Genomic DNA, 24,043 nt, shown 5'->3' with positions numbered 1-24,043 from the left:
GCAGGCTGGACTGGTCTGCGCGGTCCAGCCCGCCCCGTACCAACAGAACGCTCGAGATATCGACTACGTTGCACTGCACCATGATCCGATAAAAGTGGATTGATCACGAACCATTCCGCACGGCGACCGCGTTATCTCCCCCTCAATCCGACGACCCTATCGAAGGCGTGACGCGTCACCGCAGACGGAGTCGAAGCGCACCTGCGGACTGCACTCGATATCCCACCGCCATTGCAGTCGGTTGCCACGCCCTGTACCGACTTGGCGAGTCATCACTCTGCCCGCAGAACATCACACCCACCCCCACCGAAAGGAACAACATGAGGAAGATCTTCCTGGCCTGCCCCTACAGCCACACCGACCCCTCGGTCACCCACGATCGGTTCATCGAGTCGAACAAGGTGGCCGCCACCATCATCGAATCCGGCAATGCCGTCTTCAGCCAGGTGTCGATGTCCCACCCGATCAACCTGACCTTCGAAGGCAAGGACAAAACCGAGATCGGCGCCCTGTGGACGCCCGTCGACGAGGTGTTCATGGACATGCTCGACGAGCTGATCATCCTCGACCTACCCGGCTGGGACCAGAGCTCGGGCATCAAGCGCGAAATCACGTTCTTTGAAACCCGCGGCCGCCGTGTCAGCCTGTGGTCGAACGTGTCCCACGAATTCGACCAGGACACCGTCACCGTCGCCTCGCGCTGACCCCCGACCCAGGTGATGGGCACGCGCAGGGAATCGTCCATGCTCAGGTGAAGTACCCGGCAGCCGCCACCGGGTCTCTTCGGCTCATACGCCGTGATGCTCGTCCCGCCTGCGGAACTCGCCCTCAGGCGGGACGAGCTCCCTCCCTCCCTCCGCTCCACCCGATGACCCCGGCTGCGGGTGAAATAGAGCGGCGCGGAACGCCCGCGGCTTCTGACCATTCCCGGCCCTCTTCCGGTGCCCCGCACCACCGATCGAGGCAGTGCTACCACTCGCCTCCGCGCACCCTCTGCCTACCCCTCAGGACAACCCATGACCATCACCGATACGCCCCCGTGCCCCACCACGGCTTCACACTCCAAGACCACACACACCGTGCGCCGCGCCCGAATCGTGTGCACGCTCGGTCCCGCGACCGCGACGAGCGAGCGGATCACCGACCTCGTCGAGGCGGGGATGGACGTGGCGCGACTCAATTTCAGTCACGGCCTGCACGCCGATCACGCCGCCAACTACCGCCGCGTCCGCGCTGCCGCCGCGGCGACCGGCAAGGCCGTCGGTGTGCTCGCCGACCTGCAAGGACCCAAGATCCGGCTCGGCAGATTTACCGACGGATCCACCGTGTGGTCGGCCGGCGAACAAGTCCGCATCACCACCGACGCCGTCGAGGGCACCCACGATCGTGTGTCCACGACCTACAAGCAGCTCGCTCACGACGCCCGGCCTGGTGATCGGCTATTGGTCGACGACGGCAAGCTGGCGTTGACCGTCACCGAGATCGACGGCCCAGACGTCGTCTGCACGGTCACCGAGGGCGGACCGGTCTCGAACAACAAGGGGCTCTCGCTGCCCGGCATGAACGTCTCCGTCCCGGCGCTGTCGGACAAAGACATCGAGGACCTCGAGTTCGCGTTGACTCTCGGCGTCGACGTGATTGCCCTGTCCTTCGTGCGCTCGCCCGCCGATCTCGCACTGGTGCACGAGGTGATGGATCGAGTCGGCCGCCGAGTTCCGGTGATCGCCAAGATCGAGAAGCCTGAAGCAGTCGACAATCTGGAGGCAATCGTTCTCGCTTTCGACGCCATCATGGTCGCCCGCGGCGATCTGGGCGTAGAGCTGCCTCTCGAGCAGGTACCGCTCGTGCAAAAACGCGCGGTCCAGATCGCCCGCGAGAACGCGCGGCCGGTGATCGTCGCAACCCAGATGCTCGACTCGATGATCGAAAATTCTCGTCCCACCCGCGCCGAAGCATCTGATGTGGCCAACGCGGTGCTCGACGGTGCCGACGCAGTGATGCTCTCCGGTGAGACGTCGGTAGGCAAGTATCCAATCGAGACGGTACACACGATGGCGCGGATCATCGAAGCCGTCGAAACCGAGTCCACCTTCGTTCCGCCGCTGCTGCACTCTCCACGGACAAAGGGGGGTGTCATCTCGTTCGCCGCCCGCGACATCGGCGAACGCCTCAATGCCAAAGCGTTGGTCGCGTTCACCACGTCCGGTGACACCGTGCGCCGACTGGCCCGGCTGCATACCCCCCTCCCGCTGCTCGCCTTCGCCCCGACGGAGTCGGTGTGCAATCAGCTGACCATGAGCTGGGGCACCGAAACCCACCAGGTCGCGGATGTCAGCACCACCGACGAAATGATCCGTCAGGTCGATCAACACTTGCTGACCCTGGACCGGTATGCCCCCGGAGACCTGATCATCATCGTCGCCGGATCGCCGATCCACTCTGTCGGTTCCACCAATTTCGTGCTCGCACATCGACTCGGGGAAGACGACTACTCCACCAACCACTAACCGTGACGAGGGGCTGTCATGCCGCGATCGAAGGGCCCTGTCGAAATCCACAGCTCGCGGACGCATCCTGAACCGACATTCACGCGTACGCAGCCTTGCCCAGCGCGCCGTCCGCCGTTCCTGATGCGGCGGGGCGGTGAACGGCGCGCTCCCTGTCGCAATGTGTGGCCGCGGGCGTGCGCAGCACCGCGGCGCACCAGAGTGTGCCGGGCCGATGAGGAAACGTGATGCCTTGCCTCCGCGGGACAGCTGTGTGCACAACCGGGGAGGGGGTGGTTCGTTCGACCGCTACTGTGCGCCCGATCCGAGTACCGCGGTGACTTCGGGCGCCGGCTGCAGGTGCTCGTCCAACAGCTGCTGCAGTCGCTCGTTGTCGTACGCATCGAGCGCGGCGACGATGCCGCGATGTTGGGAGTCGATCAGCGGGGCTCGACCCGGGCTGCTCTGCAGGGCACGCAGGCCGACCCGTTGCTGTCGCGAGCGCAGGGTGTCGTACAGCTCGGTCAGCACCGCATTTCCCTGTGCCTGCACCATCGCTCGATGAAAGCGCCAGTTCAGCTCTACGGCTTGGAGCCAGTCCTGGCCTTGTTCTGCCTCTTCCATCTCCTCGAGCAGGACATGCATCTCGGCAGGGGCGCCTTTCCGTTCGGCACACAACGCGTGACCCGCGTGGCCTTCGATCAGCCGCCTCGTCGAGTTCACCTCCTCGAGTTCCCGGGCGGTCACCACATGGACCTGGGCTCCCTTCCGGGGCAACTGATCGATGAACCGTTCGGAGCCGAGGCGGTGGAACGCCTCGCGCACCGGGGTCCTCGATGTGCCTACCGACTCCGCCACCCAAACTTCGTCGAGGAACGTTCCTTCGGCGATCCGACCGGTGATGATGCCGTCGCGGAGCCAGTCGTAGACCCGCCCCGCAGCCGACCTCCGGCCCGACTGTGCCTGGACGCTCTCCGCTGCATGGGTCACCACGACTTTGCCTCCTCCATGGACCGCTCTCGCACCCCACCCTACTGGACACTCGAAGTACTCTTCGTGTATACATGGCGGACACAGTAGATTGTGACACCCGCCACTGACTGTTCCGATCTTGTTACCGGTCGCACCATGACTAGTGCGCCGTTACATCTCCAGGAGTTCTCCATGACGACCCCACCCCACGCTGATCCCCGGTTTGCCGTTTGGCTGTCCGACCCCAACTTCGCTGCCGCGGAGATCGCTCGCGGTATCGGCTACGGCGCTACAGTTCTCGACATCGAGCACGGCGCGTTCGGCCTCGCCGACCTGGAACGGTTCATCCCATTCCTCAAGGCGCTGGGGATGGACGTGCTCGCCAAGGTCCTCACACCCGATCGCGGGCCGATTCAGCAGGCCCTCGATTTCGGTGCCGACGCTGTCGTCATTCCGCACGTGGAAAGCGCCGCTCATGCGCGCGAGATCACCGCATTCGCGAAATTTCCCCCTCTGGGCGATCGCAGCCTTGCCGGCGGCCGGACCATCGCATACGGGCCGTACACCGACGACTGGGTCGCGGCCGAAGATATCCGGGTCCGGTGTTACCCGATGATCGAGGACGCCGGTGCACTCGCCGATATCGACGCCATCTTGGAACTCGCCACCGTGGACGGGGTATTCGTCGGTCCCGGCGATCTGTCCATCCGCCGTGAGCGCGGAACTTACACCCGTGAAGCAGGTGATTTCGCCGACCTCCAGAAGATTGCCGACGCCGCCCACGCCGCGGGCAAACACTGGCTGATGCCCGCCTGGACAGAGGAAGAAAAGAGGTTCGCGTTGGAAAACAACGCCCACCAACTCGCTTTGATCATGCAACACGGGGCACTGCGAGCCGGGTTCGAGCGCCCCTTCGCCGAGACGGCGGCGCTGCTGGCCGGATTCTCCGAATGAGCACCGGCAGCATCGCCTACACCCCGGAGCAGAAGAAGTCCGGCTTCGGCCGTGTCCGCTGGCAGATCGCGGGAGTCCTCGGGTTCGGGCAATTCGTCAACTACATCGATCGCGTCAACCTGTCGGTCGCCACCCCCGAGATCATGAAGTCGTTCGACATCTCGGCCGCACAGATGGGCGTCGTGTCGTCCGCATTCCTGTGGACCTACGCCATGCTGCAACTGCCGATCGGCACGATCATCGACAAGATCGGTGTGCGCTGGGTCAATCGTGTCGGTGTGTTGCTGTGGGCAGTGGCGTCCTTCGCGTCGGCCGCCGCCGGCGGCCTCGGGTTGCTCATCGTCGCGCGGTTGGTGTTGGGCATCGGCGAAGCCCCCGCCGTACCGGCGGCCTGGAAAGCGATAGGACAGTGGTTCCCGAAACACGAGCGTGGCACCGCCACCTCCGTCTTCGATGGTTCGTCGAAGATGGCGAACGTCCTCGGCGTCCCGGTCATGGCGTTCCTCGTCTCCACCTACAGCTGGCATGCCGCTTTCATCTTTACCGGCGTGATGAGCCTGCTGTTCCTCGCCCTCTGGTGGGTTTTGTACGACTCGCCCAAGACCGCGCTCGCCAAGGGACGGCTCAGTGAGGCCGAGTACGAGATGATCCGCGCCGGCGGCGCCGAGGACGAAGACGCAGTCACCGCCAGCTCGCTCCACGGAGTCGGTTACCTCCTGCGCCGCCGCAAGACCTGGGGCCTGGCCCTGGGATTCGCCTCCTACACCTATGCCTACTACGTACTGCTCACGTGGCTCCCGGGCTTCCTGGAGAAGCAGTTTGGGGTCAACCTCCTCAAGGGCGGGCTGTACACGATGATCATCTGGCTGGTGGCCGTGATCGCACAGTTCCTGATCGCCGGGCTGTTGATGGACCGCTGGATCGCCCGCACCGGTCACGTCACCCGTGTGCGACGGATCGTTCTGGTCAGCAGCCTCCTCGCCTCCCTCGCCGTCACCGGCGCCGGCTACGTCGACTCCATCGCGATGGCCGTCGTGTTCCTCTCGATCGGTGCCGCAGGCCTGGCCGTCTCCGTTCCCGCCGGATCGAGCATCGTCTCACTCATCGCCCCCGAGGGCTATACCGGCACCATGGGCGGAATCGTCAACTTCGTGGCCAACATGATCGGCATCTCCGCACCCATCATCACGGGCATCATCGTCGACACCACGGGATCGTTTGCAGGGGCATTCATCTTCACCGGAGTAGTCCTCGTCGCGGGAATTCTCAGTTACACAATTGTTCTCGGAAAGATGGACCGCATCGCCCCGCCCCCGACACGCCAATCCACCCCATCCGCCTGATACCCAGCCTTCAGGAGAATTCTCGTGCCCATCATCTCCGTCGCCCAGTTCGCTCCCACCGACGACAAGGCACGCAACGCCGACATCATCGCCGACTACGTCCAGCGTGCCAGCACCGCGGGCGCCCGACTCATCGCCTTCCCCGAGTACTCCATGTTCACGGTCTCGGCCATGGACGATCGATTCGTCCACTCCGCAGAACCCCTCTCCGGCCCGTTCGTTCAGCGGATCGGCCGCCTCGCAGCCGAACACCGGATCACCATTGTCGTAGGACTCAACGAAACCAGCCCCGACGGCCGAATCCACAACACCCTGGTCGCCGTGAACGAGGACGGACAGGTCACCGCGACCTACCGGAAACTTCACCTCTACGACGCCTTCGGATTCACCGAATCGTCCCGGGTCCGTCCCGGAGAGATCGACAAACCGGAAACCTTCGAGGTCGACGGACTCCGGTTCGGCCTCCAAACCTGTTACGATCTGCGGTTCCCCGAGGTCACCCGTCGCCTCGTCGACGCCGGAGCAGACGCGCTCATACTCCCGGCAGCCTGGGTTCCCGGTCCCCTCAAGGAAGATCACTGGCACACCCTGATCCGCGCCCGAGCCATCGAGAACACCATCTACGTTGCGGCCGCAGACCAAACAGCGCCCGGTGGGGTCGCCAACAGCCTCATCATCGACCCGATGGGCGTACCCCTCGCGTCCGCCGGCGAGGAGGAGGGCATCGCGATCGCCGACGTCTGCACCGATCGGATCGCACGCGTACGGTCGAAGAATCCAGCCCTCGAGCTCAGGCGATTCACCGTCATCCCGAAGTAGTGACCTGGTGATGGGTGGACCGTATTCGGGCGAGGTTCACCCATCACTGACACTACACAGGACATCCGAAAGGGAATGGGACCATCGGCTTTTCACCGCGGTCAAGACCCCCTGGCACGGGTGCGCGTTACATGTATCCCCGCTGCTCCCCCGTGAGCGATAGTAAGACTCGACGGCGCTAGCGCCGATCGTCATCTCCGGAGCCCGAGACGGGAGGTTTCGTCGCATAGTAGCGGCCGCAGCCTATTTCACTTCGGCGTCGGGAGTTCCCGCCGTTCTTCGAACGCCCTAGCTCACCCTGCCATGGAGATCCAAGGGGGCTGCGCGGCGAGCCACGCGCGGAGGTCGTCACCGAGTGCCGCTATCAGGTTAGTCGCGTAATGGTCTCTGTCCCAGGATAGATAGATCGGGACCTCGATCGGGTGTCCGTCGACGACGAGGGGAAAGGCACGAACGCCGAACCGCGGCGGGTCGGTCACCAGGGCCAGTCCCCGACCGTTGGCCGCGAGCGCCTGTGCCACTGTCGGGGAGTTGACCGATCGCGCAGATTCCAGCTTGATGCCGTGCCGCGCGCTCGCACTGCGTACCGCGAGTTCGACACCACTGCCGTGCCCCGGGACGAGAACATCAGACCCACTGACCGCGGCGAGTTCCACCAGGCCTGCGTCGTCGAAGTGCGCCGCCTCCTGCGGCGCGCACTGAACCAGCACGGGCGAGACCGACACCGTGCGGCATTCACGATGGTCGGGTGGCCGGTGCGTACCGACGGCCAGGTCGGCGTCCTCGTCGAGAGTGCGATCCACGTCGTACGGTCGCACCGTTCTGAGGTCAATGATTGGCGCGCCGGTCTCGGCGATGAACGGGGCCAGCAGGAAGTGGGCCGTCGTCTCCTGGGTCACCGCGGTCAATTGCGGCTCGTCTCGGTACATCGCCCGCATGACTGTCTCGGCGTGCCGGGCTCGGTGGAGGATGTCCGCACTCAGCTCGTACAGCTTCCGGCCGGCCGGTGTCAGCACCATTCCGGTCGACGCGCGGTGGAAGAGCTTGACGCCGAGCCTGGTCTCCAGCCCGGCGATCTGCTTCGAGATCGCGGGTTGGCTCACGATGCACTCGGCGGCGGCCGAGCTCACCGACTGCAGCCGAGCAACCGATTCGAAGTAGGTGAGCGAACGGAAGTCCATATAACTGATAGTTATGCAGAGTTGAGAAACTGTCAATAGACGAATGGGTGAACGGGTGCCAGGATCAAACGCACGCGATCTGCGTCACAGCGACTGACCCCCGAAGAACGGGCTCATGAACAAACCCCGGGCTCTGTTTCGCTCACCCCGGAACGATCGATCGCCGTTGAAACAACCCGTGCGTCACGCTCGATACAGGAAAGAAGATCACGATGCCACTGCGACTTCCCGCCGGTAAGAAGATTGCCGTCAACATCGGCGCAGATTTCGACGCCCACAGCTGCTGGATGGGCACGTTCGGTCTGACGAGTCCCGGTGTGTTGTCGCGCGGTGACTTCGACGCCGAAGTGGGCGTACCCCGCCTCCTCGACACCCTCCGTCGATACGAGGTTCTGGGCAACTTCTTCACACCGGGCCACACAATGGAAACCTTCCCAGAGGTCTTCCAAACGGTTCTCGATGCCGGTCACGAGATATCTGCGCACGGATGTTGGCACGAGCCGATCATGAAACTCGAACCTGCACAGGAACGAGATCTGTTCGAGAAGGCTTTGGCTCAGCACGAGAAGTACGTCGGAATTGTCCCTCGTGGATACCGGTCGCCGGCCTGGGACTTCACGGACACCACTCTGTCGCTGATCGAGGAGTACGGACTCGATTGGGATTCATCCCTGATGGGGCGCGACCTCGAGCCCTATCACCCGCGTCCGACGGAGGTCCGGTACGAGGAGGGAAACCGACGAGCGGAGCCGAGTCCAATCCTCGAGTTCCCGGTGTCCTGGTATCTCGACGACTTCCCCGCCGTCGAACACATCCCCGGGGTCAATGCCGGTATGCAGTCGCCGGAAGTGATCTACCAGCGGTGGAAGGACCACTTCGACTTCGCCTACCGGCGGGTCCCTAATGGTTTGGTCACCATCACCGTGCATCCACAGAGCATTGGACGGCCCCACAACCTGATGATGTTCGAGCGGTTGTTGGACTACATGACCTCATTTGACGACGTGTTGTTCACGAACCTGAGCACCCTCTATGACCTCTGGGCCGAGGACGAGACAGCGCCCACCTCAGCTTCTGCCTCAAGCCGGCAGTTGTAGCGGACATCACCACCCCTCGCTTACCGAAAAGAAGAGAAACATGAAGCAATCATGGCGCCGACGCGTGCCCATTTCCTTGGTAGCGCTCGCTGCCGTTGCCCTCACCGGCTGTTCGACGGGAGCTCCGAGTACGACCGGGATCAACGCCGGCCCCGGCGAGCCCCAACCTCTCGAGGACCTGAAGATCGGTGTCTTCATTCCGGCAACCAGCAACGCCTACCTGCAGGCGGAGAAGACCGGTGCTGAAGAAACCGCGAAGAAGGCCGGAATCGATCTGACGGTAGTCGCCAGCGACTGGGACCCTCAGCGGCAGAACGACGCCATGATGCTGGCGATGCAGCGAAAGACCTACGACGCCTGGATCGTCAACCCGATCTCTCCCCGCGAGCAATGCAGTCAAATCAAAGATGCTGCCGCCCAAGGAATCAAGGTTCTCGTCGTGGTCACGGCAATCTGCGGTGACGACGGATATACCGACGGCACTCTCGGATTCATCGGTGAGCAGAATGCAGCTGGCTATCGTGGCTGGTGGAAGCACATCTTCGAGAACACCGATCCCGGGAAGCTCGCGGCGATCACCGGTCCGGACCTGGACTTTGTCACCATGGCGACACAGTCGGCGCTGGAATCGGTGCAACCGGAGTACCCCGACCACACCATCGCCTCGTTCCAGAAGACCGACTACTTGACCGAAGAAGCATTCGCTGTCACCCAGACCACTTTGAAGTCGAATCCCGACCTCAAAGCCGTCGCCTCCAACTACAGCGGGATGACGCGTGGAGTGGTCCAGGCCGTTCAAGAGTCCGGGAAATCGTCGAGCGTCAAAGTGTTCGACAGCAACGGCGATGCATGGACGAAGTCGGCGATCGAGTCGGGAACGGTGAAAATGGCGCTGCCAGGCACCCCCTACACCGACATGAAATTGGCCGTCGAGATGATGATGGCCTCGTGGCAGGGACAAGAGGTCGCCAAGGTCACCAACCCCCTCGATCAGCTGCAGTTCGCCGGCGCTCCCTACATCACCAAGGACAACGTCGCCTCGTGGGTCCCGGAGTACTGATCGGCCTACGCATCAGATAATCCTAGCTGCGTGACGAACTGAGGTAACAGATGAACGCCATCGAATGTATAAGCGTCACCAAATCTTTCGGAGGAACCACGGTCGTCGACCAGGTCGACGTCGAGGTCCGCGCGGGCACCGTGCACTCACTCGTCGGCGCCAACGGGGCCGGCAAATCCACCCTGCTCGGCATGATGAGTGGCCGACTGTCCGCCACCGACGGCACCGTCAGCATCTTCGGAGAGCGACTGCACGGCGGAGACCCGAAGGAGTCACGGCGGGCCGGGCTCTCGGCGGTGTATCAGGAACTCACCGTGCTTCCTGCGCTGACAACCGTCGCGAACGTCTTCCTCGGCCAGGAGATGAGCCGACAAGGCCTGCTTCGCGAAAAGGACATGGTCGCCGCGTTCCTCGAACTCAGCCGCGACCTCGGCCTGGAGTTCGACCCCAAAATGAAGGCAGGCGATCTGAGTGTGGCTGCCGCACAGATGCTCGAGATCATGCGCGCCGTACACGCGTCCTCCCGTGTGATCTTGTTCGACGAACCCACGGCGGCATTGTCGGAGCGCGAACGCAGGGTGTTCCTGGACCTCGTGCGCAAGCTGAAGGCCCGGGGAACGACAATCGTGCTGGTCACCCACAACCTGTCCGAGGTCCTCGAGGTGAGCGACGATATCACCGTCATGCGGAGCGGCCGAAAGGTCGCATTCGGTCCCGCAAGCGAGTGGACGAAGGCATCACTGGTTCGGGAGATGACCGGAGAGACGATCGCACCGGAGCCTCGCTCCCGGCAACGCGTGGAGTTCGGCCGAGAACTCCTGGCCGTCGAGCAACTCACCCTGCCCGGTGCGATCGAGGACGTGACGCTCCGCGTTCGAGCCGGTGAAGTTGTCGGTCTCGCCGGTCTGGTTGGGTCCGGTCGCAGCAGCATTCTGCGATCCTTGGCCGGCGACGAACCGCACGCGAAGGGCCGTCTCCGTGTTCGAGGTCGGGAACAGAAGCTTCCTCGGTCGGTGCGCCAGGCAATCCAGTCCCTCGGGATCGGACTCGTTCCGGAAGAACGCAAAACTGAAGGTCTGGTTCTCGGCATGAGCGTCCCGGACAACGTGACACTGGCTGACCTGACCAGTGTCTCGAGGCGCGGGTTGGTCAACGCATCCCGGCAGCTCGAGGTGGCCAAAACCAAACTCGAGGAGCTTACCCTCAGCAGGCCGGTAGGCGACTATCCGGTGAGCTGGTTGTCAGGCGGAAACCAACAGAAGGTGGCGCTGGCGAAATGGCTCCACCGCGATCCGGACATCCTCCTCGTCGATGAACCTACCCGCGGAATCGACGTGGCAGCCAAGGTCGATGTGCTTTCCGCCCTGCGCGCATTGGCCAGTTCCGGAAAGGGCGTCATCGTCACCAGCGCAGAAATCGATGAGGTCCTCGACGTCAGCGACACGGTCCTCGTGGTCGCCGGCGGTCGCATCGTCGCAGAGTTCGACACACATCGACACGAACCCACCGTCAAAGACGTCCTTGATCTCGCTTTCGGAGTAAATCATGAGTTCTAGCACCACCACCCCGGTGACCCCTGCCAGCGCCCCCACCACCTCATGGTCGAGCCTCGTCTCATCCAGTCGTCTGCTGGAGTTTGCGATGTTCGGGGTTCTCGCCCTGCTCATCGTCATCGCCACGATCATCTATCCGGCGTTTTTGACGCCGGGGAATATCGGCATCATCCTGACCCAGATTGCGCCTCTGGGCATTGTCGCGGTCGGGATGACATTGGTGATCATCGCGGGCGGATTCGACCTGTCCGTCGGCGCTGTCTTCGCCTGCGCTGCCACGGTTTACACCGCTATGGCGGATAGCTGGACACCCGGTGGAGCGATGGTCGCTGCGCTCGGTTTGGCAACCGTCCTGGGTCTCGTCAACGGCCTCGTCGTCACCAAGTTGCGCGTGAACCCGTTCATCACCACCTTGGGCACGTCGTCGCTGTACTCCGGTGGTGTGCTCTTCCTGACCAACGCCGGTTCGTTCAGCAATACCGACGAATACTTCCAGGCGATCGGTCGTGGATCCATCGCCGGAATCCGGATCCCAGTGGTGCTGCTGATCCTCGCCTTCCTGGCGGGAACCATCATCCTCGACCGCACCAAGTTCGGGCGCGGAATCTTCGCGGTCGGTGGCAGCCGCGAAGCGGCCCGCCTCTCCGGAATCAGCGTCGACGTCGTCCAGGGATCGACCTATGTCATCAGCGGCTTCCTCGCGGGGTTGGCGGGCGTGATCACTGCAGGGCAGGTCGGCGCCGGACAAGGATCGATGGGTGCGACGATCGCACTCGACGCCATCGCCATCGTCGTGATCGGCGGAACATCCCTAAGGGGTGGCGAAGGCCGAATCTGGCGCACTGCAGTGGGTATGGCGATCATCGCGGTGCTGAACAACATCTTCATCAGCCTCGCCGTCGACAACAACATCCAGTTGGTCGCCAAAGGACTGATCGTCATTCTCGCCGTCGCCGCCGATCAACTCGTTCGCCGGTCGAAGCGATGACCTCAGACACCACGCTCGAATCCGAGAACCTTGTAGCGGACGGATTGTTCGCCCCCGTCACCGTCACCGTGGACGAATCCGGGATCTCGCACATCGACGCCCAGTCTCCCGACGACGTCTTCTTCGCACAGGGTTACATCGCCGCCCGCGACCGCCTGTTCCAATTGGACTGGTGGCGCAGAAAAGGACTCGGTCTTATCTCCGAGGTCCTGGGACCGCAGTTCGTCGAGCGTGATCGGGCCGCCCGCCTGTTTCTGTACCGCGGCGACCAGGTCCGCGACTGGGAGACCTATGCACCTGACGCTGAACTCGCGGTCCGCCGCTTCGTCGCCGGCATCAATGCCTTCATCGCGTCGACCGAAGCGAAGCCATCGTTACTTCCGCCGGAGTTCACCAAACTGGGATACACCCCGCCCCGGTGGGCTCCCGAGGACATCACCCGGATCCGAAGCCACGGACTGTTCGGGAACCTCGAGCAGGAGGTCGCGCGCGCCCAAACCCTGCACAAATTCGGACCACAGGTCGAGGACGTGCGGCGCCACCGCGAACCCGCTATCGATGTGACAATTCCGGAGGGCCTCGATCTGAGCCTGTTCGACGACGAGGTACTTCGCGTCTACCGCCTCGCGACCGGACCCCTGTCCACGACTCCCCTACCGGCGCAGGAACCCGACGGCAGCAACAACTGGGCCATCGCTGCCACCCGGACCGCAACCGGACGCCCGATCCTGGCCAGCGACCCGCACCGCGCCATCGGGCTGCCCTCGCTGCGCTATCTCGTGCACCTGCGCTGCCCCGAGTTCGACGTGATCGGCGCAGGAGAACCCGCCCTACCCGGGGTATCACTCGGACACAACGGCCACGTCGCGTTCGGACTGACCATCTTCCCGGTCGATCAAGAAGACCTCTACGTGTACGAACTCCACCCCGCCGATCCGTCGCTGTACCGATACCTCGACGGGTGGCGACGTATGGACACCATCACCGAGAGCATTCCGGTGGCCGGCGGACCCGATGCCGAGGTAACCCTCGCGCACACCGTTCACGGGCCGGTCATCCATGTCGACCACAACAGGCTTGCGGCGTTCGCTGTACGAGCGGCGTGGCTCGAGCCCGGGATGGCCCCGTATCTTGCCAGCTTGGCCTACCTGCGGGCACGCAACGGAGGCGACTTCGCCGACGCGTTGTCGCGCTGGCGCGCGCCTGGGGTCAATCACGTCTACGCCGATGTCGACGGCACCATCGGATGGAACGCACGCGCGCTGGTGCCCGTGCGGCCGAACTGGGATGGACTGCTCCCGGTACCAGGCGACGGACGATTCGAGTGGGACGGGTTTCAGCCTGCGGACGCGCTACCCTCCGTCGTCGATCCGCCCCGCGGGTGGGTTGCGAGCGCGAACGAGATGAACCTACCCGGAAGGGACGAATGGGATCCGATCCCCGTGTCCTACGAGTGGTACGCAAACTGCAGAGCCCAACGCATCGCCGAAGTCCTCGGTGATGACTCCGAGATGACCATCGCACGGTCGGCGGCACTGCAGAACGACTATCTGAGCATCCCGGCCCGCGAAGTCTGTGCACTCTTGACCAGAACACCGTCCGAGGATCCCGACATCGATCAAGCCATACGCTTACTCACCCAGTGGGACCACCGCATGTCTGCAACCTCGGGTGCAGCCGCTCTATTCGAGACCTGGTTCAGGGGTGAACTCCGCACCGAACTCTACGACCGATTCCTTCAGAACACGGTCGACGCAGACCAGACAGACGACGCGCTGGCCGCGACGCTGCCCGACGAAACCATGGCCGGCGACCCCGCCATCGACCTGCTGTTGCTCCAGCAAGAGCAGGCGCGCGATCCCGAACAACTCCAGACGGTGCTGCGCCGAACATTGGTGAACGCCTTCCGACGGTTGAAAGAAACGCTCGGTGAGGACCACTCGACCTGGACGTGGGGGCGGCTACACCGGACTGTATTCCGGCATCCTCTGCACTCGGTGCTGGACGACCCTTCCGACCACTGGATGACACTTGGGCCCTATCCCAAACACGGCAGCCCGGATACGGTCGGCGTCGCCTCCTACGACCCGCAAACAGGCTTTCAGACCGCGGGCGCAACATTTCGGATGGTCATCGACGTCGGCAACTGGGATGCATCCCTCGCGATCAACGCGCCAGGCCAGTCCGGGGACCCCCGCGACGCGGCATACCAGGACCTGATCGACGACTGGCTGACCGACGCCTACTTTCCGCTCAACTACTCCGCGCACGCTATCGACCAGAACGCGCGCAGTACATTCCACCTTCGACCAGGGAGCCCCACATGACGGCACGCCTACAAGATCTCGTCTGTCTCGTCTCCGGCAGCCACCAAGGTATCGGCGCTGCGATCGTCGAGGCATACCGCGCCGAAGGCGCCGTTGTCGTCTCCGCGGACTGGAAGAACGACGACGCCACGGTCGACGATCGCTATTGGACCCGGCGACTCGACGTCACTCGCAAATCCGAGTGGCAATCGCTCACCAGCGAGATCACTGCATCATTCGGACGCATCGACGTGCTGATCAACAACGCCGGAACCACCGGATGGGCGTCGATCCACGATGTCGACGACACCGAGTGGGATCGCATCATCGACGTCAACCAACGCGGCACGCACTACGGAATGGCATCCGTGGCCGAGGGCATGATCTCCCGCAGGCAAGGCTCCATCATCAACATCTCCTCGATCTTCGGCTCACGTGCTGTGGCAAACCTTGCCGCCTACCACGCCAGTAAGGCCGCCGTACTGGGAATGACCCGCAACGCGTCTATCACATACGCGCCGCACGCCGTACGCGCCAACGCGATCCTCCCTGGGTGGATTGCAACACCCATGACCGCAGGTCAGGACGACGAACTCAATCAAGAGTTCATCGGGAGAACGCCCATGAAGCGGGGCGGTACCCCGAACGAGATCGCTACCGCAGCCGTCTTCCTCGGGTCCAACGAATCCTCGTTTGTCACAGGTGCCGAGCTGCCGGTCGATGGAGGTTATCTCGCGCTATGACCAAGAACTCAGCGAAAGGTCTCCGATGAACTTGAATCAGCAGGTGGTCATCATCACCGGCGCCGCCACCGGGCAAGGCCTCGAAACCGCGCGGCTACTGTCGGAGCGGGAAGCACGTGTCGTGCTGGCCGACATCGACCCGACAGTCACCGAGGTGGCGGAAGCCATCGGGCCGGATGCGCTCGGAGTGGTACATGACGTCACGGACGAGAAATCCTGGGAGAGACTTGTCGAGGCCACTCTTGGCCAATTCGGCGGCGTACATGGTCTCGTGAACAACGCTGGGGTTTACCGTCGATCTCCATTGTCAGAATCTGCGTTGGAGGAAGAGCGCCTGCTGCACTCGGTCAATCAACTCGGCCCGCTCCTCGGTGTACTGGCCGTGAGCAAGGTGATGACAAACGGCGGATCGATCATCAACGTCTCGTCCACCGCGGGATGCACCGGAGCGGTCGGCATCTCGTCCTACACCATGACGAAGTGGGCGGTACGAGGACTCACTCGCTCTGCCGCAGCAGAATTGGCCCCGAAACGCATCCGAGTCAACTGCGTGATACCCGGACTCATCGACACGGCCATGGCCGTGCACAACGGAGAAACGGTCAATAACAAAATTGTCGCCTCCACCTTGCTGGGAAGAATGGGACAGCCAGGTGAGGTCGCCTCAGTCAACGCGTTCCTTCTCAGCGACGAGGCGTCCTACATCACCGGTACCGACATCGTGGTGGATGGCGGACTCTTGGCGACGCACTAGCGCGCAACTACCGCACCAACCACGTCGGCGTTCGTCGACAAGTCGCGGTTCGCATCGGGCTGTGGCGTCGACGATCCTCGCCGCGATCAGCGCGGCCGAAGTATCTATTAATAGCAGCCGATGAACACGGTTGACTTTGCTCAGCAACATCCCACTTTCGTGAATCACACTTTCTCCCTAAATTTTTCACCTCCAGTTTCATTCCTGACTATGCGTTGCTCGCCGAGTTCGCGACCAGCCTTAGTCTGCACTGGACTGGTCGAGCAGCGACAGCAGATCGGCGAGGAGTTGTCGGCTTCGTCTGAGATTCCGCCGAGGATGTCGGTGAGGTCTTCGAGCGTGTAATGGGCTGTTTGGCGCGAGTGGATGCCGTGATTCGCAGTAGTCCTGATCCAACGCAATTGACCGGCATCCAGGTGAGGTGTGGGGTCCGGTCGCGCCGAGGTTGGGCGTGCCCTGGCCGGTAGCCGAGTATGGGTGGATGCCTGTCCGGTGAGGTGGGCGCGGACAACCGTCGCGACAGATTGGCCGATCAACGGGGTCGAATAGAGAACCGGCTCGGCTGCCCGGGCGCTGACCGAAACTCCTCGGGCAGCAGCTGCTGCAGTGAGCCGTCGGTGGCGGCCGCCCGCGAGGAGCCGGAGTGTGAACTCGTCCGCTTCCAGATGCCACGCCTGCCGGTGCTCCCCACCAGATGGGCCTGGGCGGTGGATCTGCCGGCGCAGGGGCCGGCCATGAGAATCGCCACCCGGTCACGGCGGACCTGAGTGCGCGAGCCACGCCCCGTCCGCGAGGATCCGCTCATGCAGCCGCAACCGTGCCCGGGTGGGGGATCGGTTCGCCGTCGATACGGCGGAACTACCGGCAGTCATTGATCGAGGTGTGCGGGGCATCGATCGTCAGCGAGCCACCCGGGGTGGACAGCGAGGAGAGGAAGGCACGGCGATCCTCCAATTCACGGGTCGGCACAGGTCAGTCGGCCAGTGCCTCGAGGATCAGGTCGTAGTCCTCACCGGTGAGGAACCCATGAGTCAACGCGCGGCCCACCTGGTGGTTGAAGCCGCCCTCGGCGTGGGGGCGGACGTCGTCGACATCGGGGTAGCCGCTCGGCGCCATCGGCTTGTCGTACTTCCATCAGATCAGCTCGGCGCGCATCGTCTCCGGATCGATCTCGCCGGCCGCGCACCGTGCGGCGACCTCGTAGGCCGTGCCGCCGTGGGTGCCCGGACGGACATCCGGCGCCTCGACGCGGGCCCGCTGCAGCATCTGGCTGATCGGCGGCTGACTGACGCCGTTGACCTCCGCCAACCGCTTCTGGGTGACCCACCCTCGTACAGTTGCCGCAGGTTGTGGAGGAAACCGATATGCGCGACCACCTCACGCGGCGCGCGGACGGCGATCGTCAGTACCGCCGATTCGCCAGCACCGGCAAGGTCGTGCGAACCTGTGCGATGAGGTCCGTGTCGATGTCGACGGTGAGGATTCCCGGGCTGGAATCGAGTTGTCCCAGAACGGCTCCCGTGGGCGAAGCCACGATGCTGTGGCCGACGCCCAGTGGCGCCGTGCCGTGGGTGGTCTCCCCGGAGGCGGCCGGGTCGGCCTGGTCGCAGGCTGCGACGAAGGTGGTCGAGTCGAGTGCGCGCGCCCGAGCGAGGAGTGTCCATTGGTCGACCTTGCCGGGTCCGGCGCCCCAGGACGCGGCGATCACGGTCAGGGCCGCGCCGCGATCGGCAAGCGTCTGGAACAGTCCCGGAAAGCGGATGTCGTAACAGGTGGCGAGGCCGATACCGACTCCCTCGACGGTGACCACCAGCGGCTCGGTTCCCGGTGCCACGGTGTCCGACTCGGCGAAGCCGAAGGCGTCGAAGAGGTGGATCTTGTCGTAGTGGGTGTCGACACCACCACCGGTGACGAGGAGTGTGTTGCGTACCCTGCCGTTGTCGGCGGGTGTGAACATTCCGGCGACGACGGTAATGCCGGCTCGGGCGGCGCATCCGCGGACGGCGTCGGCCCACCGGCCGTCGAGTGGCTGTGCGACGTGGGCGAGCGGTCCACCGAAGCGTTGCATGGTCGCCTCGGGGAACACCACCAACCGGGACCCCGCCTCCGTGGCCGCCGTCACCTGCTTGTCCACCGTCGCCAGGTTGGCCGCGGGGTCCGTCGAGCTGGTGATCTGGGCGAGACTGATACGTAGCGTCACTATTGCTCCTCATTGCGCTGATTCTGGTGTATACATATTGTATGCAGGAAATGGGTGGGATCGAGGGTTCGGCGACCGAGTTGTCGGGTCGCGAAAAGGCCTATCTGTACGTCAGGGACCAGGTGCTGACGGCGCCGGCGGCATCGGGTTCGTTCCTCAGTGAGCAGGATCTCGCGACGCGGATCGGGGTGTCCCGCACTCCCGTCCGGGAGGCGTTGCTGATGCTTCAGGCGGAGGGCCTCGTCGAGATGGTGCCCAAGCGCGGGGTGCACGTCCCGGCGATGTCGGGCCGGCAGATCGCGGAGTTGATGGAGTTGCGCGGTGTTCTCGAACGTCACGCCGCCAGCCGGGCGCTGGGGGCGGGGCGGGTGCCGATCGAGGCGATGCGTTCCGCGCTGGCCGAGCAGGAACAGGTCGCGGACGATCCGAGTGCCGAGGCGGCCCGCGCCTTCATCGACTGGGACGGGCGTTTCCATCAGTTCCTCATCGATTCGGCCGGCAGCGAGCTGCTCTCGCGTACCTACGCCGGGTTGCGCGCGCGCCAGCTCCGCGTCGGTATGACGGCCCTCTTCAGCGCGTCCGACCGGCAGCACAAGGTGTGTGCCGAGCACCAGGCCATCATCGACGCGCTCGAAGTCGGCGACGAGGGCCTGGTGCACGAGAAGATCAACGACCATCTCGAGGTTACCCTTCAGATTCTCTTGCGTGCCTAGCGTTCTCGATCGCCAGCAACACATAGTGCTCGTCCTCGGTGGGATCGGGATTACGTCCCAATGCGAGGCCGACCAGGGTCACTGCGCCGACGATCAGCACGTAGACGGCGATCGGCACCCAGCTGTCGGTCTCGCTCAGCAGGTAGGTGAAGATCAGCGGCGCCATGGCGCCGCCGAAGACGCCGGCGATCGTGTAGGCCAGTGAGCTACCGGTCGAGCGCAGCGCGACGGTGAACTGTTCCGTCACGAACGCCGCCTGCGGCCCGTACATGAACGAGTGGAACGCCAACCCGACAACCACCCCCACGATGAGCAGCGGAAACGAGCCACCGCCGATGACGACGAAGAAGATGGCGCTCCAGGCGACACCACCGACGGCGGCGACGGCATAGACCAGGCGCCGGTTGATGCGATCCGAGATGGCCCCGGCAAGGGGAATCAGGCCGAGCTGGAATGCGGAACCGATCAGGATCGCGGTCAGTACCTCGCCGCGATCGAAGCCGAGTTTCCGGGTGCCGTAGGTGATCGCGAAGACCGTGAACAGCGCGTAGATCACGTCCGGCGCGATGCGCGACAAGATCGCAGCAACCAGCGGACGGGTCTGCGTCGTGAACACCTCCCGGATGGGGGCCTCGGCGCGGTCGCCGGATTCCTGCAGCGCCTTGAAGACGGGGGTGTCTTCGAGCTTGAGTCGAATCCACAGACCGAAGCCGACCAACAGGGCGGACAGGAGGAAGGCGATACGCCATCCCCAGGACTCGAACTGGGCCTCGGTCATGGAGACGGTGAGTACGGCAAGTGCGCCGTTGGCCATCAGATTTCCTGCGGGAGGGCCGATTTGAGCTGCCGATGACCAGAAGCCGCGTTGGCGGGGGTTTCCGTACTCACTCGACAGCAGGACGGCGCCACCCCACTCGCCGCCGACCGCCACGCCCTGGGCGAATCGCAAAATCACCAGAATGATCGGAGCCGCGACCCCGATCCGGTCATAGCCCGGAAGCAAACCGATCGCGAAGGTCGTCACCCCGATCAGCAGCAGGGTGATCACGAGCAGTTGCTTGCGCCCGATCACATCCCCGAGGCGTCCGAAGACGAAACCTCCGATCGGTCTCGCCACGTAGCCGACCGCGTAGGTGGAGAACGCGAGCAAGGTCCCCGTCAGCGGATCGCTGCCCGGGAAGAAGATCTGCGGAAAGATCAACGCGGCCGCGGCCGAGTAGACCGCGAAGTCGTACCACTCCAGCGCGGTACCCGTGAGACTGGCGGCGAACGCCTTCGCGAGACCCTTCTTGTCGACGGGGGCGGACCTGTCGGCATCGACGGAGGTGGACTCTCCGATCATGGCAACTCCTTGTGGGTTGAATTCTTATGTCTCGCACGGCCCGGCACGGGCTGTGGTTCAGCTCACCGAGGCCGTTGTACTAGTCACATACTTGCTGTATACAAGAGGCATGCGCAAGCCCTTGGCGCAGAAAAAACAAAAAAGTAACAATCCGCCCTGGTCCCGACCGGGAACCAGAGGCCCGGAGTCAGGAGCCTCAACCCCATGTCGCAACTCACGTTCACCCTGCCCGACGGCACCGTCGACACCGTCGAGGTCACGACCCTCCTCAACGCCGGTTACGCCGGCCGAAACCAGGAAGAAGTCGCGTCACACATCGCTGAACTCGCCGAACTGGGTGTACCGGCACCCACGACCATCCCCGCGATGTACCCCATCTCCCCCTACCTCGCGCAGCAGACGACCGAGGTCTTCGTGCAACACGACCGGACCTCGGGCGAAGCCGAGTGGGCCCTGGTGATCACCGACGACGATGTCCTGCTGACCGTTGCCTGCGACCACACCGACCGTGACCTCGAGGTGCACAGCGTGGCGTGGAGCAAGAACGCCGCACCCGATATTCTCGGCACCCGCGCATGGCGGCTGTCCGAGATCGCCGATCGCCTCGATGACATCACCCTGACGGCATGGGTCGGTCACGGTGACGGCGAACCGTCCACCCTGATCCAGACCGGGACACTCGCCGATCTCCTCGCACCGAAATACTGGCTCGACGTCCTCCGGGAGCAGGGGTTGCACAAAGCGGGAACCGTGCTGATATCGGGCACGATCTCCATGCGCCACGGGGTCAACCAGTTCGCCGACACCTGGAAGGTCGCACTGCGCGATCCCGCCACAGCCGACGAATTGACCTGCAGCTACCGAACCGTGCGGATGCCGCAGCCGATCGGCTGATTCCCGCTCGCCCGCAACGATCAATACTGCCGGCCCGGCCAGACAACCGCCCAGCACAACCCGCCTCGAAGGTACTTCTTTGACGCGGCCTGGCCGCCGACCTCTACCTCACGTGCCGCTCCGCCCCGAATCGGCACCGGGGCTGCCGCGACCTCGGTGCCGCCATCTGCCGGCACGGGCCGGATCAGGGGCCGAGCGCGGCGTTATGCGGGGTGAGAATCGCACCCAACAGGTAGTGCCCGTCGGCGGAGTCGAGCGCGATCACGCCTCCGACGGCGGTGACGGCCGGGTGGGTATGTGCGGCAGGAGCATCGGCCAGCATCCAGGCGAGAGTGTTCTCGTCGTGCCGCGGCCGGTATTGCACGCCATCGACATCGGGGTTCGCGGCGAGGATCGCGGCGACCCACCGGCGGGTGTGCAGATACCCGGAGGGGTCGCACTTGGACAACCAGGCGCCGGCGTTGATCCGGGACGCCCCGGTCCCGGTGAGATCCACGACCCGCACCGTGCGGGTGGTCCGCAGTTCACTCAGGACCCGGCCGGCGATCGTCGCCCGCGGGATCAGCCGCGGGGACTGGTCGACCGGCAGGTTGCGGCAAAGCGTCTCGGCGACCGCCGCGGCCGGACTGTCCCCGACGTACAGGTAGCCGTAGGAGCCGTCGAGACTGTCGAACCGGCCCCCGACCCGGGCCCTCGGCCGGGCGGTCGGGTTCAACTCCGCGGCGCCGCGGGTGGCGCTGTGGATGCGCCACAGCGAGGTATCGGCGGGGATGGTGGTGATCAGGGCAGCAGGCAACGGGGTGGGTGGATTCGGGTAGGTCACGCGGGGTCAGTCCTGCGTCAGGTCGTCGGCCATGTCCCGCAGATCCTGCTCGTGCCCGCCCGCGGCGGCCAGCGCGGCCGGGGATCGTGGGTCGTCGGCGAAGTCGGTCGGGCTGAGCCACCAGGACGCCACACCCCACGGGTCGTCCTTCGCGCCGAGGGCCCGGTTGATCTCGGCGACGATCGGGCGGACCTGCCGGCGTTCGGCGTCGAACTGGAACGCGGGGTACAGCTTGTGACCCGATACCGGCAGCGCGATCACCGTGCCGGCCGCGGACAGGCGGCTGGCGGTGTTGCGGCTGGTGGCCGCCTTCCCCAGGACACGGCTGACGGCGGTGGAGTCGAGCATCTCGTGCTGGTCGACGATCGAGTTCAGCACGGACGCGACGATTCGCGTGCGGGCCACCGCCGCGGCGGCCGGGTTGGCGACCGCACGCTCCTGCTGACGTGCCAGCGCGGGGCTCATCGACAGCAACGCCGTCACGTCGTCGCGGACCGGGCGCAGGGCCGGCCGTCGGGAGAACTCCTCGACCAGCAGCTCGACGAGGTCCGGGTCCGACAGGGCATGGATCGAGTCGCGGGCCCGATCTCGGTCGACGAGCATGTCCACCACCTCCGCTTGTGCCAATAGTGTACCGCGTACCATCCGTGTCACGATAGACGGGTGCGGACGGACTCAACACGGGTGACCTCTCGCCGATGCTTCGCCAGCCCATCAACCGGTCCGCAACATGGGCCCGACGGCCGCAATTGACATGGATCGGCATTCGCTCACCGACGTCGTGGGCCCGCCTCGCCCACAGGCAACACAGAGCCCTTCGCTCGACAATCGAGCCGGCACCGTCCACCCTTCGGGCCTGGGCGAATGTCCCCAGCCAATGAGTAGGCGGTCGACGCACCTACGCAGCGGGCGGCGACGTCATGAAATTACTTAGCAAAAAGAGTTAGCACTCACACGACGCGAGTGCTAAATCCGTGTGGGGTCTACGTCACAAGCGGGAGACCCTCGGCCGAGTCGCAACCATCGACCACCGAAACGGCTTCGACTACACCGTTCCCGTTGCGCCCGCACAGTTCTAGGACGCTTCCGGTCTCGTCAAGGCCTATTTGCCCAGTCGACCCGACTCGTCAACCGTGAGAAGGAGGACCATGACCGCCGCCGTCCCCGACAGCCCCGGTGCCGACCACCGCATGTGTTCCTCCCTCGACGACAACGGGATACGGAAACAGCATGGTTCGCGGTTGCCCGCCGTGTCGATCGCCCTCGGGGCGCTGTCCGTGGCGGCGTTCTGGCTGGTCGGGCTCGGCTTTATCCTGGGAGTGGCCGCGGTGGTCTGCGGCGCCGTCGCCACGTCGCGGTCCGCGGTAGCGGACGACGAGGCGGCATCGTTGCGGGCCCTATTGGGCGTCGTTGCCGGCGCCGCGGGTATCACCGTCTCCGCGATCGCCCTGTTCCCCATGCTGGCGCACCTGTGATCCGCGAACACGACGGCTTCATCCTTGGTCGCCATCCGGGCCGACCCGCACCACCCCGGCACCACCGCCCTCGGCTCACAGGGTGGCTCATCGTGACCACGCTCTCATGCACCGCGCGGGCAGAAATCACGTCGGATCCCATGGTGATCGTTCGAGACTGTTGAGCTCATCGAGAACCTCCGTCGACCGCGGTGGTCGGGTTACCGATATCTTTGCCCTCCGAAGCGCGGATCCGGTTGCGTACGCGGGAGAGCATGGCGAGTTCACGCTCGAGGTCTGCTGCGGTTCGGTTGCCCACGACCCCATCCTGCCCTGAGCGGCGGCGATCGCGGCGCTCGTC

General features: G+C 64.4%; 24 protein-coding genes. 15 read left to right on the top strand and 9 right to left on the bottom strand.

The features are described 5' to 3' along the window. Window positions 1-320: 320 nt before the first annotated feature. Both ACFWAY_RS16155 and pyk read left to right on the top strand, forming a co-directional pair. Entirely contained in the window at window positions 321-704 is a 384-nt protein-coding gene (locus ACFWAY_RS16155) for a DUF1937 family protein (RefSeq protein ID WP_378511227.1), read from the top strand. Window positions 705-1,016: 312 nt separating this feature from the next. Further along, window positions 1,017-2,507 carry a pyruvate kinase gene (pyk, locus tag ACFWAY_RS16150; protein ID WP_378511226.1) on the top strand — a complete coding sequence of 497 codons (1,491 nt, stop codon included), beginning with the start codon at window positions 1,017-1,019 and terminating at the stop codon, window positions 2,505-2,507. A gap of 288 nt (window positions 2,508-2,795) precedes the next feature. Here the strand turns inward: pyk and ACFWAY_RS16145 are convergent, their stop codons facing one another. Beyond that, on the bottom strand, window positions 2,796-3,479 hold the full coding sequence (locus tag ACFWAY_RS16145; RefSeq protein ID WP_378511225.1) for a GntR family transcriptional regulator: 684 nt from the start codon (window positions 3,477-3,479) through the stop codon (window positions 2,796-2,798). A gap of 171 nt (window positions 3,480-3,650) precedes the next feature. Between ACFWAY_RS16145 and ACFWAY_RS16140 the strand changes: the two genes are divergently transcribed. The 3 genes from ACFWAY_RS16140 to ACFWAY_RS16130 are packed head-to-tail and all read left to right on the top strand — an operon-like array spanning window position 3,651 to window position 6,574. Further along, window positions 3,651-4,412 carry an HpcH/HpaI aldolase/citrate lyase family protein gene (locus ACFWAY_RS16140; RefSeq protein WP_378511224.1) on the top strand — a complete coding sequence of 254 codons (762 nt, stop codon included), beginning with the start codon at window positions 3,651-3,653 and terminating at the stop codon, window positions 4,410-4,412. Next, on the top strand, window positions 4,409-5,755 hold the full coding sequence (locus ACFWAY_RS16135) for an MFS transporter (protein WP_378511223.1): 1,347 nt from the start codon (window positions 4,409-4,411) through the stop codon (window positions 5,753-5,755). Before ACFWAY_RS16140 ends, ACFWAY_RS16135 begins: the two co-directional genes overlap by 4 nt. A gap of 24 nt (window positions 5,756-5,779) precedes the next feature. Further along, on the top strand, window positions 5,780-6,574 hold the full coding sequence (locus ACFWAY_RS16130) for a carbon-nitrogen hydrolase family protein (RefSeq protein WP_378511222.1): 795 nt from the start codon (window positions 5,780-5,782) through the stop codon (window positions 6,572-6,574). 293 nt (window positions 6,575-6,867) lie between these two features. On the opposite strand, the gene ACFWAY_RS16125 is transcribed toward ACFWAY_RS16130, so the two are convergent. After that, window positions 6,868-7,755, bottom strand: coding sequence for a LysR family transcriptional regulator (locus ACFWAY_RS16125; protein WP_378511221.1), 888 nt, complete (start codon window positions 7,753-7,755; stop codon window positions 6,868-6,870). A gap of 212 nt (window positions 7,756-7,967) precedes the next feature. On the opposite strand from ACFWAY_RS16125, the gene ACFWAY_RS16120 reads away from it, so the two are divergent. From ACFWAY_RS16120 to ACFWAY_RS16090, 7 genes are all read left to right on the top strand, one after another. After that, window positions 7,968-8,852, top strand: coding sequence for a polysaccharide deacetylase (locus tag ACFWAY_RS16120; protein ID WP_378511220.1), 885 nt, complete (start codon window positions 7,968-7,970; stop codon window positions 8,850-8,852). A 64-nt stretch (window positions 8,853-8,916) separates the two neighbouring features. Beyond that, the gene (locus tag ACFWAY_RS16115) at window positions 8,917-9,912 is read left to right on the top strand and encodes a sugar ABC transporter substrate-binding protein (RefSeq protein ID WP_378511219.1); all 996 of its coding nucleotides are present in this window, start codon (window positions 8,917-8,919) and stop codon (window positions 9,910-9,912) included. A 50-nt stretch (window positions 9,913-9,962) separates the two neighbouring features. After that, window positions 9,963-11,468 (top strand): sugar ABC transporter ATP-binding protein, encoded by a 1,506-nt coding sequence (locus ACFWAY_RS16110; RefSeq protein WP_378511218.1) that lies wholly within the window; start codon window positions 9,963-9,965, stop codon window positions 11,466-11,468. Beyond that, window positions 11,458-12,453, top strand: coding sequence for an ABC transporter permease (locus tag ACFWAY_RS16105; protein WP_378511217.1), 996 nt, complete (start codon window positions 11,458-11,460; stop codon window positions 12,451-12,453). Before ACFWAY_RS16110 ends, ACFWAY_RS16105 begins: the two co-directional genes overlap by 11 nt. Next, window positions 12,450-14,780: a penicillin acylase family protein gene (locus ACFWAY_RS16100; protein ID WP_378511216.1), complete on the top strand. Its 2,331-nt coding sequence runs from the start codon at window positions 12,450-12,452 to the stop codon at window positions 14,778-14,780. The genes ACFWAY_RS16105 and ACFWAY_RS16100 overlap by 4 nt, the downstream gene beginning before the upstream one ends. Continuing rightward, a complete protein-coding gene (locus ACFWAY_RS16095; RefSeq protein ID WP_378511215.1) occupies window positions 14,777-15,502 on the top strand; it encodes an SDR family NAD(P)-dependent oxidoreductase in 726 nt (241 codons plus the stop codon). Before ACFWAY_RS16100 ends, ACFWAY_RS16095 begins: the two co-directional genes overlap by 4 nt. A gap of 25 nt (window positions 15,503-15,527) precedes the next feature. Further along, the gene (locus ACFWAY_RS16090) at window positions 15,528-16,256 is read left to right on the top strand and encodes an SDR family NAD(P)-dependent oxidoreductase (protein WP_378511214.1); all 729 of its coding nucleotides are present in this window, start codon (window positions 15,528-15,530) and stop codon (window positions 16,254-16,256) included. Between the two features lie 972 nt (window positions 16,257-17,228). Here ACFWAY_RS16090 and ACFWAY_RS16085 read toward each other — a convergent pair. From ACFWAY_RS16085 to ACFWAY_RS16075, 3 genes are all read right to left on the bottom strand, one after another. After that, on the bottom strand, window positions 17,229-17,372 hold the full coding sequence (locus ACFWAY_RS16085) for a hypothetical protein (protein WP_378511213.1): 144 nt from the start codon (window positions 17,370-17,372) through the stop codon (window positions 17,229-17,231). Window positions 17,373-17,390: 18 nt separating this feature from the next. Beyond that, complete coding sequence (locus ACFWAY_RS16080; RefSeq protein ID WP_378511212.1) at window positions 17,391-17,564, bottom strand: hypothetical protein; 174 nt, start codon at window positions 17,562-17,564, stop codon at window positions 17,391-17,393. Between the two features lie 94 nt (window positions 17,565-17,658). Then, window positions 17,659-18,456: a carbon-nitrogen hydrolase family protein gene (locus ACFWAY_RS16075; RefSeq protein ID WP_378511211.1), complete on the bottom strand. Its 798-nt coding sequence runs from the start codon at window positions 18,454-18,456 to the stop codon at window positions 17,659-17,661. Window positions 18,457-18,497: 41 nt separating this feature from the next. Here ACFWAY_RS16075 and ACFWAY_RS16070 point away from each other — a divergent pair, with 41 nt between their 5' ends. Beyond that, entirely contained in the window at window positions 18,498-19,169 is a 672-nt protein-coding gene (locus tag ACFWAY_RS16070) for a GntR family transcriptional regulator (RefSeq protein WP_378511210.1), read from the top strand. Here the strand turns inward: ACFWAY_RS16070 and ACFWAY_RS16065 are convergent. Beyond that, window positions 19,141-20,511, bottom strand: a complete 1,371-nt coding sequence (locus ACFWAY_RS16065; RefSeq protein ID WP_378511209.1) for an MFS transporter — start codon at window positions 20,509-20,511, stop codon at window positions 19,141-19,143. The two genes, ACFWAY_RS16070 and ACFWAY_RS16065, sit on opposite strands and share 29 nt — an antisense overlap. 204 nt (window positions 20,512-20,715) lie before the next feature. Here ACFWAY_RS16065 and ACFWAY_RS16060 point away from each other — a divergent pair, with 204 nt between their 5' ends. Further along, window positions 20,716-21,405 (top strand): DUF2848 domain-containing protein, encoded by a 690-nt coding sequence (locus tag ACFWAY_RS16060; RefSeq protein ID WP_378511208.1) that lies wholly within the window; start codon window positions 20,716-20,718, stop codon window positions 21,403-21,405. Window positions 21,406-21,589: 184 nt separating this feature from the next. Here ACFWAY_RS16060 and ACFWAY_RS16055 read toward each other — a convergent pair whose 3' ends face one another. Then, window positions 21,590-22,228 (bottom strand): RES family NAD+ phosphorylase, encoded by a 639-nt coding sequence (locus ACFWAY_RS16055; RefSeq protein WP_378511207.1) that lies wholly within the window; start codon window positions 22,226-22,228, stop codon window positions 21,590-21,592. 6 nt (window positions 22,229-22,234) lie between these two features. Continuing rightward, window positions 22,235-22,831 (bottom strand): hypothetical protein, encoded by a 597-nt coding sequence (locus tag ACFWAY_RS16050; protein ID WP_378511206.1) that lies wholly within the window; start codon window positions 22,829-22,831, stop codon window positions 22,235-22,237. Between the two features lie 545 nt (window positions 22,832-23,376). Here ACFWAY_RS16050 and ACFWAY_RS16045 point away from each other — a divergent pair. Then, window positions 23,377-23,703: a hypothetical protein gene (locus ACFWAY_RS16045; RefSeq protein ID WP_378511205.1), complete on the top strand. Its 327-nt coding sequence runs from the start codon at window positions 23,377-23,379 to the stop codon at window positions 23,701-23,703. A gap of 166 nt (window positions 23,704-23,869) precedes the next feature. Here ACFWAY_RS16045 and ACFWAY_RS16040 read toward each other — a convergent pair whose 3' ends face one another. Continuing rightward, complete coding sequence (locus ACFWAY_RS16040; protein ID WP_378511280.1) at window positions 23,870-24,001, bottom strand: hypothetical protein; 132 nt, start codon at window positions 23,999-24,001, stop codon at window positions 23,870-23,872. Window positions 24,002-24,043 lie beyond the last annotated feature (42 nt).

Source organism: Rhodococcus sp. NPDC059968, from assembly GCF_042738615.1.
Lineage (GTDB): Bacteria > Actinomycetota > Actinomycetes > Mycobacteriales > Mycobacteriaceae > Rhodococcus_F.
The sequence above is the reverse complement of the archived record's forward strand: the minus strand, read 5'-3'. Positions and strand labels throughout refer to the sequence as shown.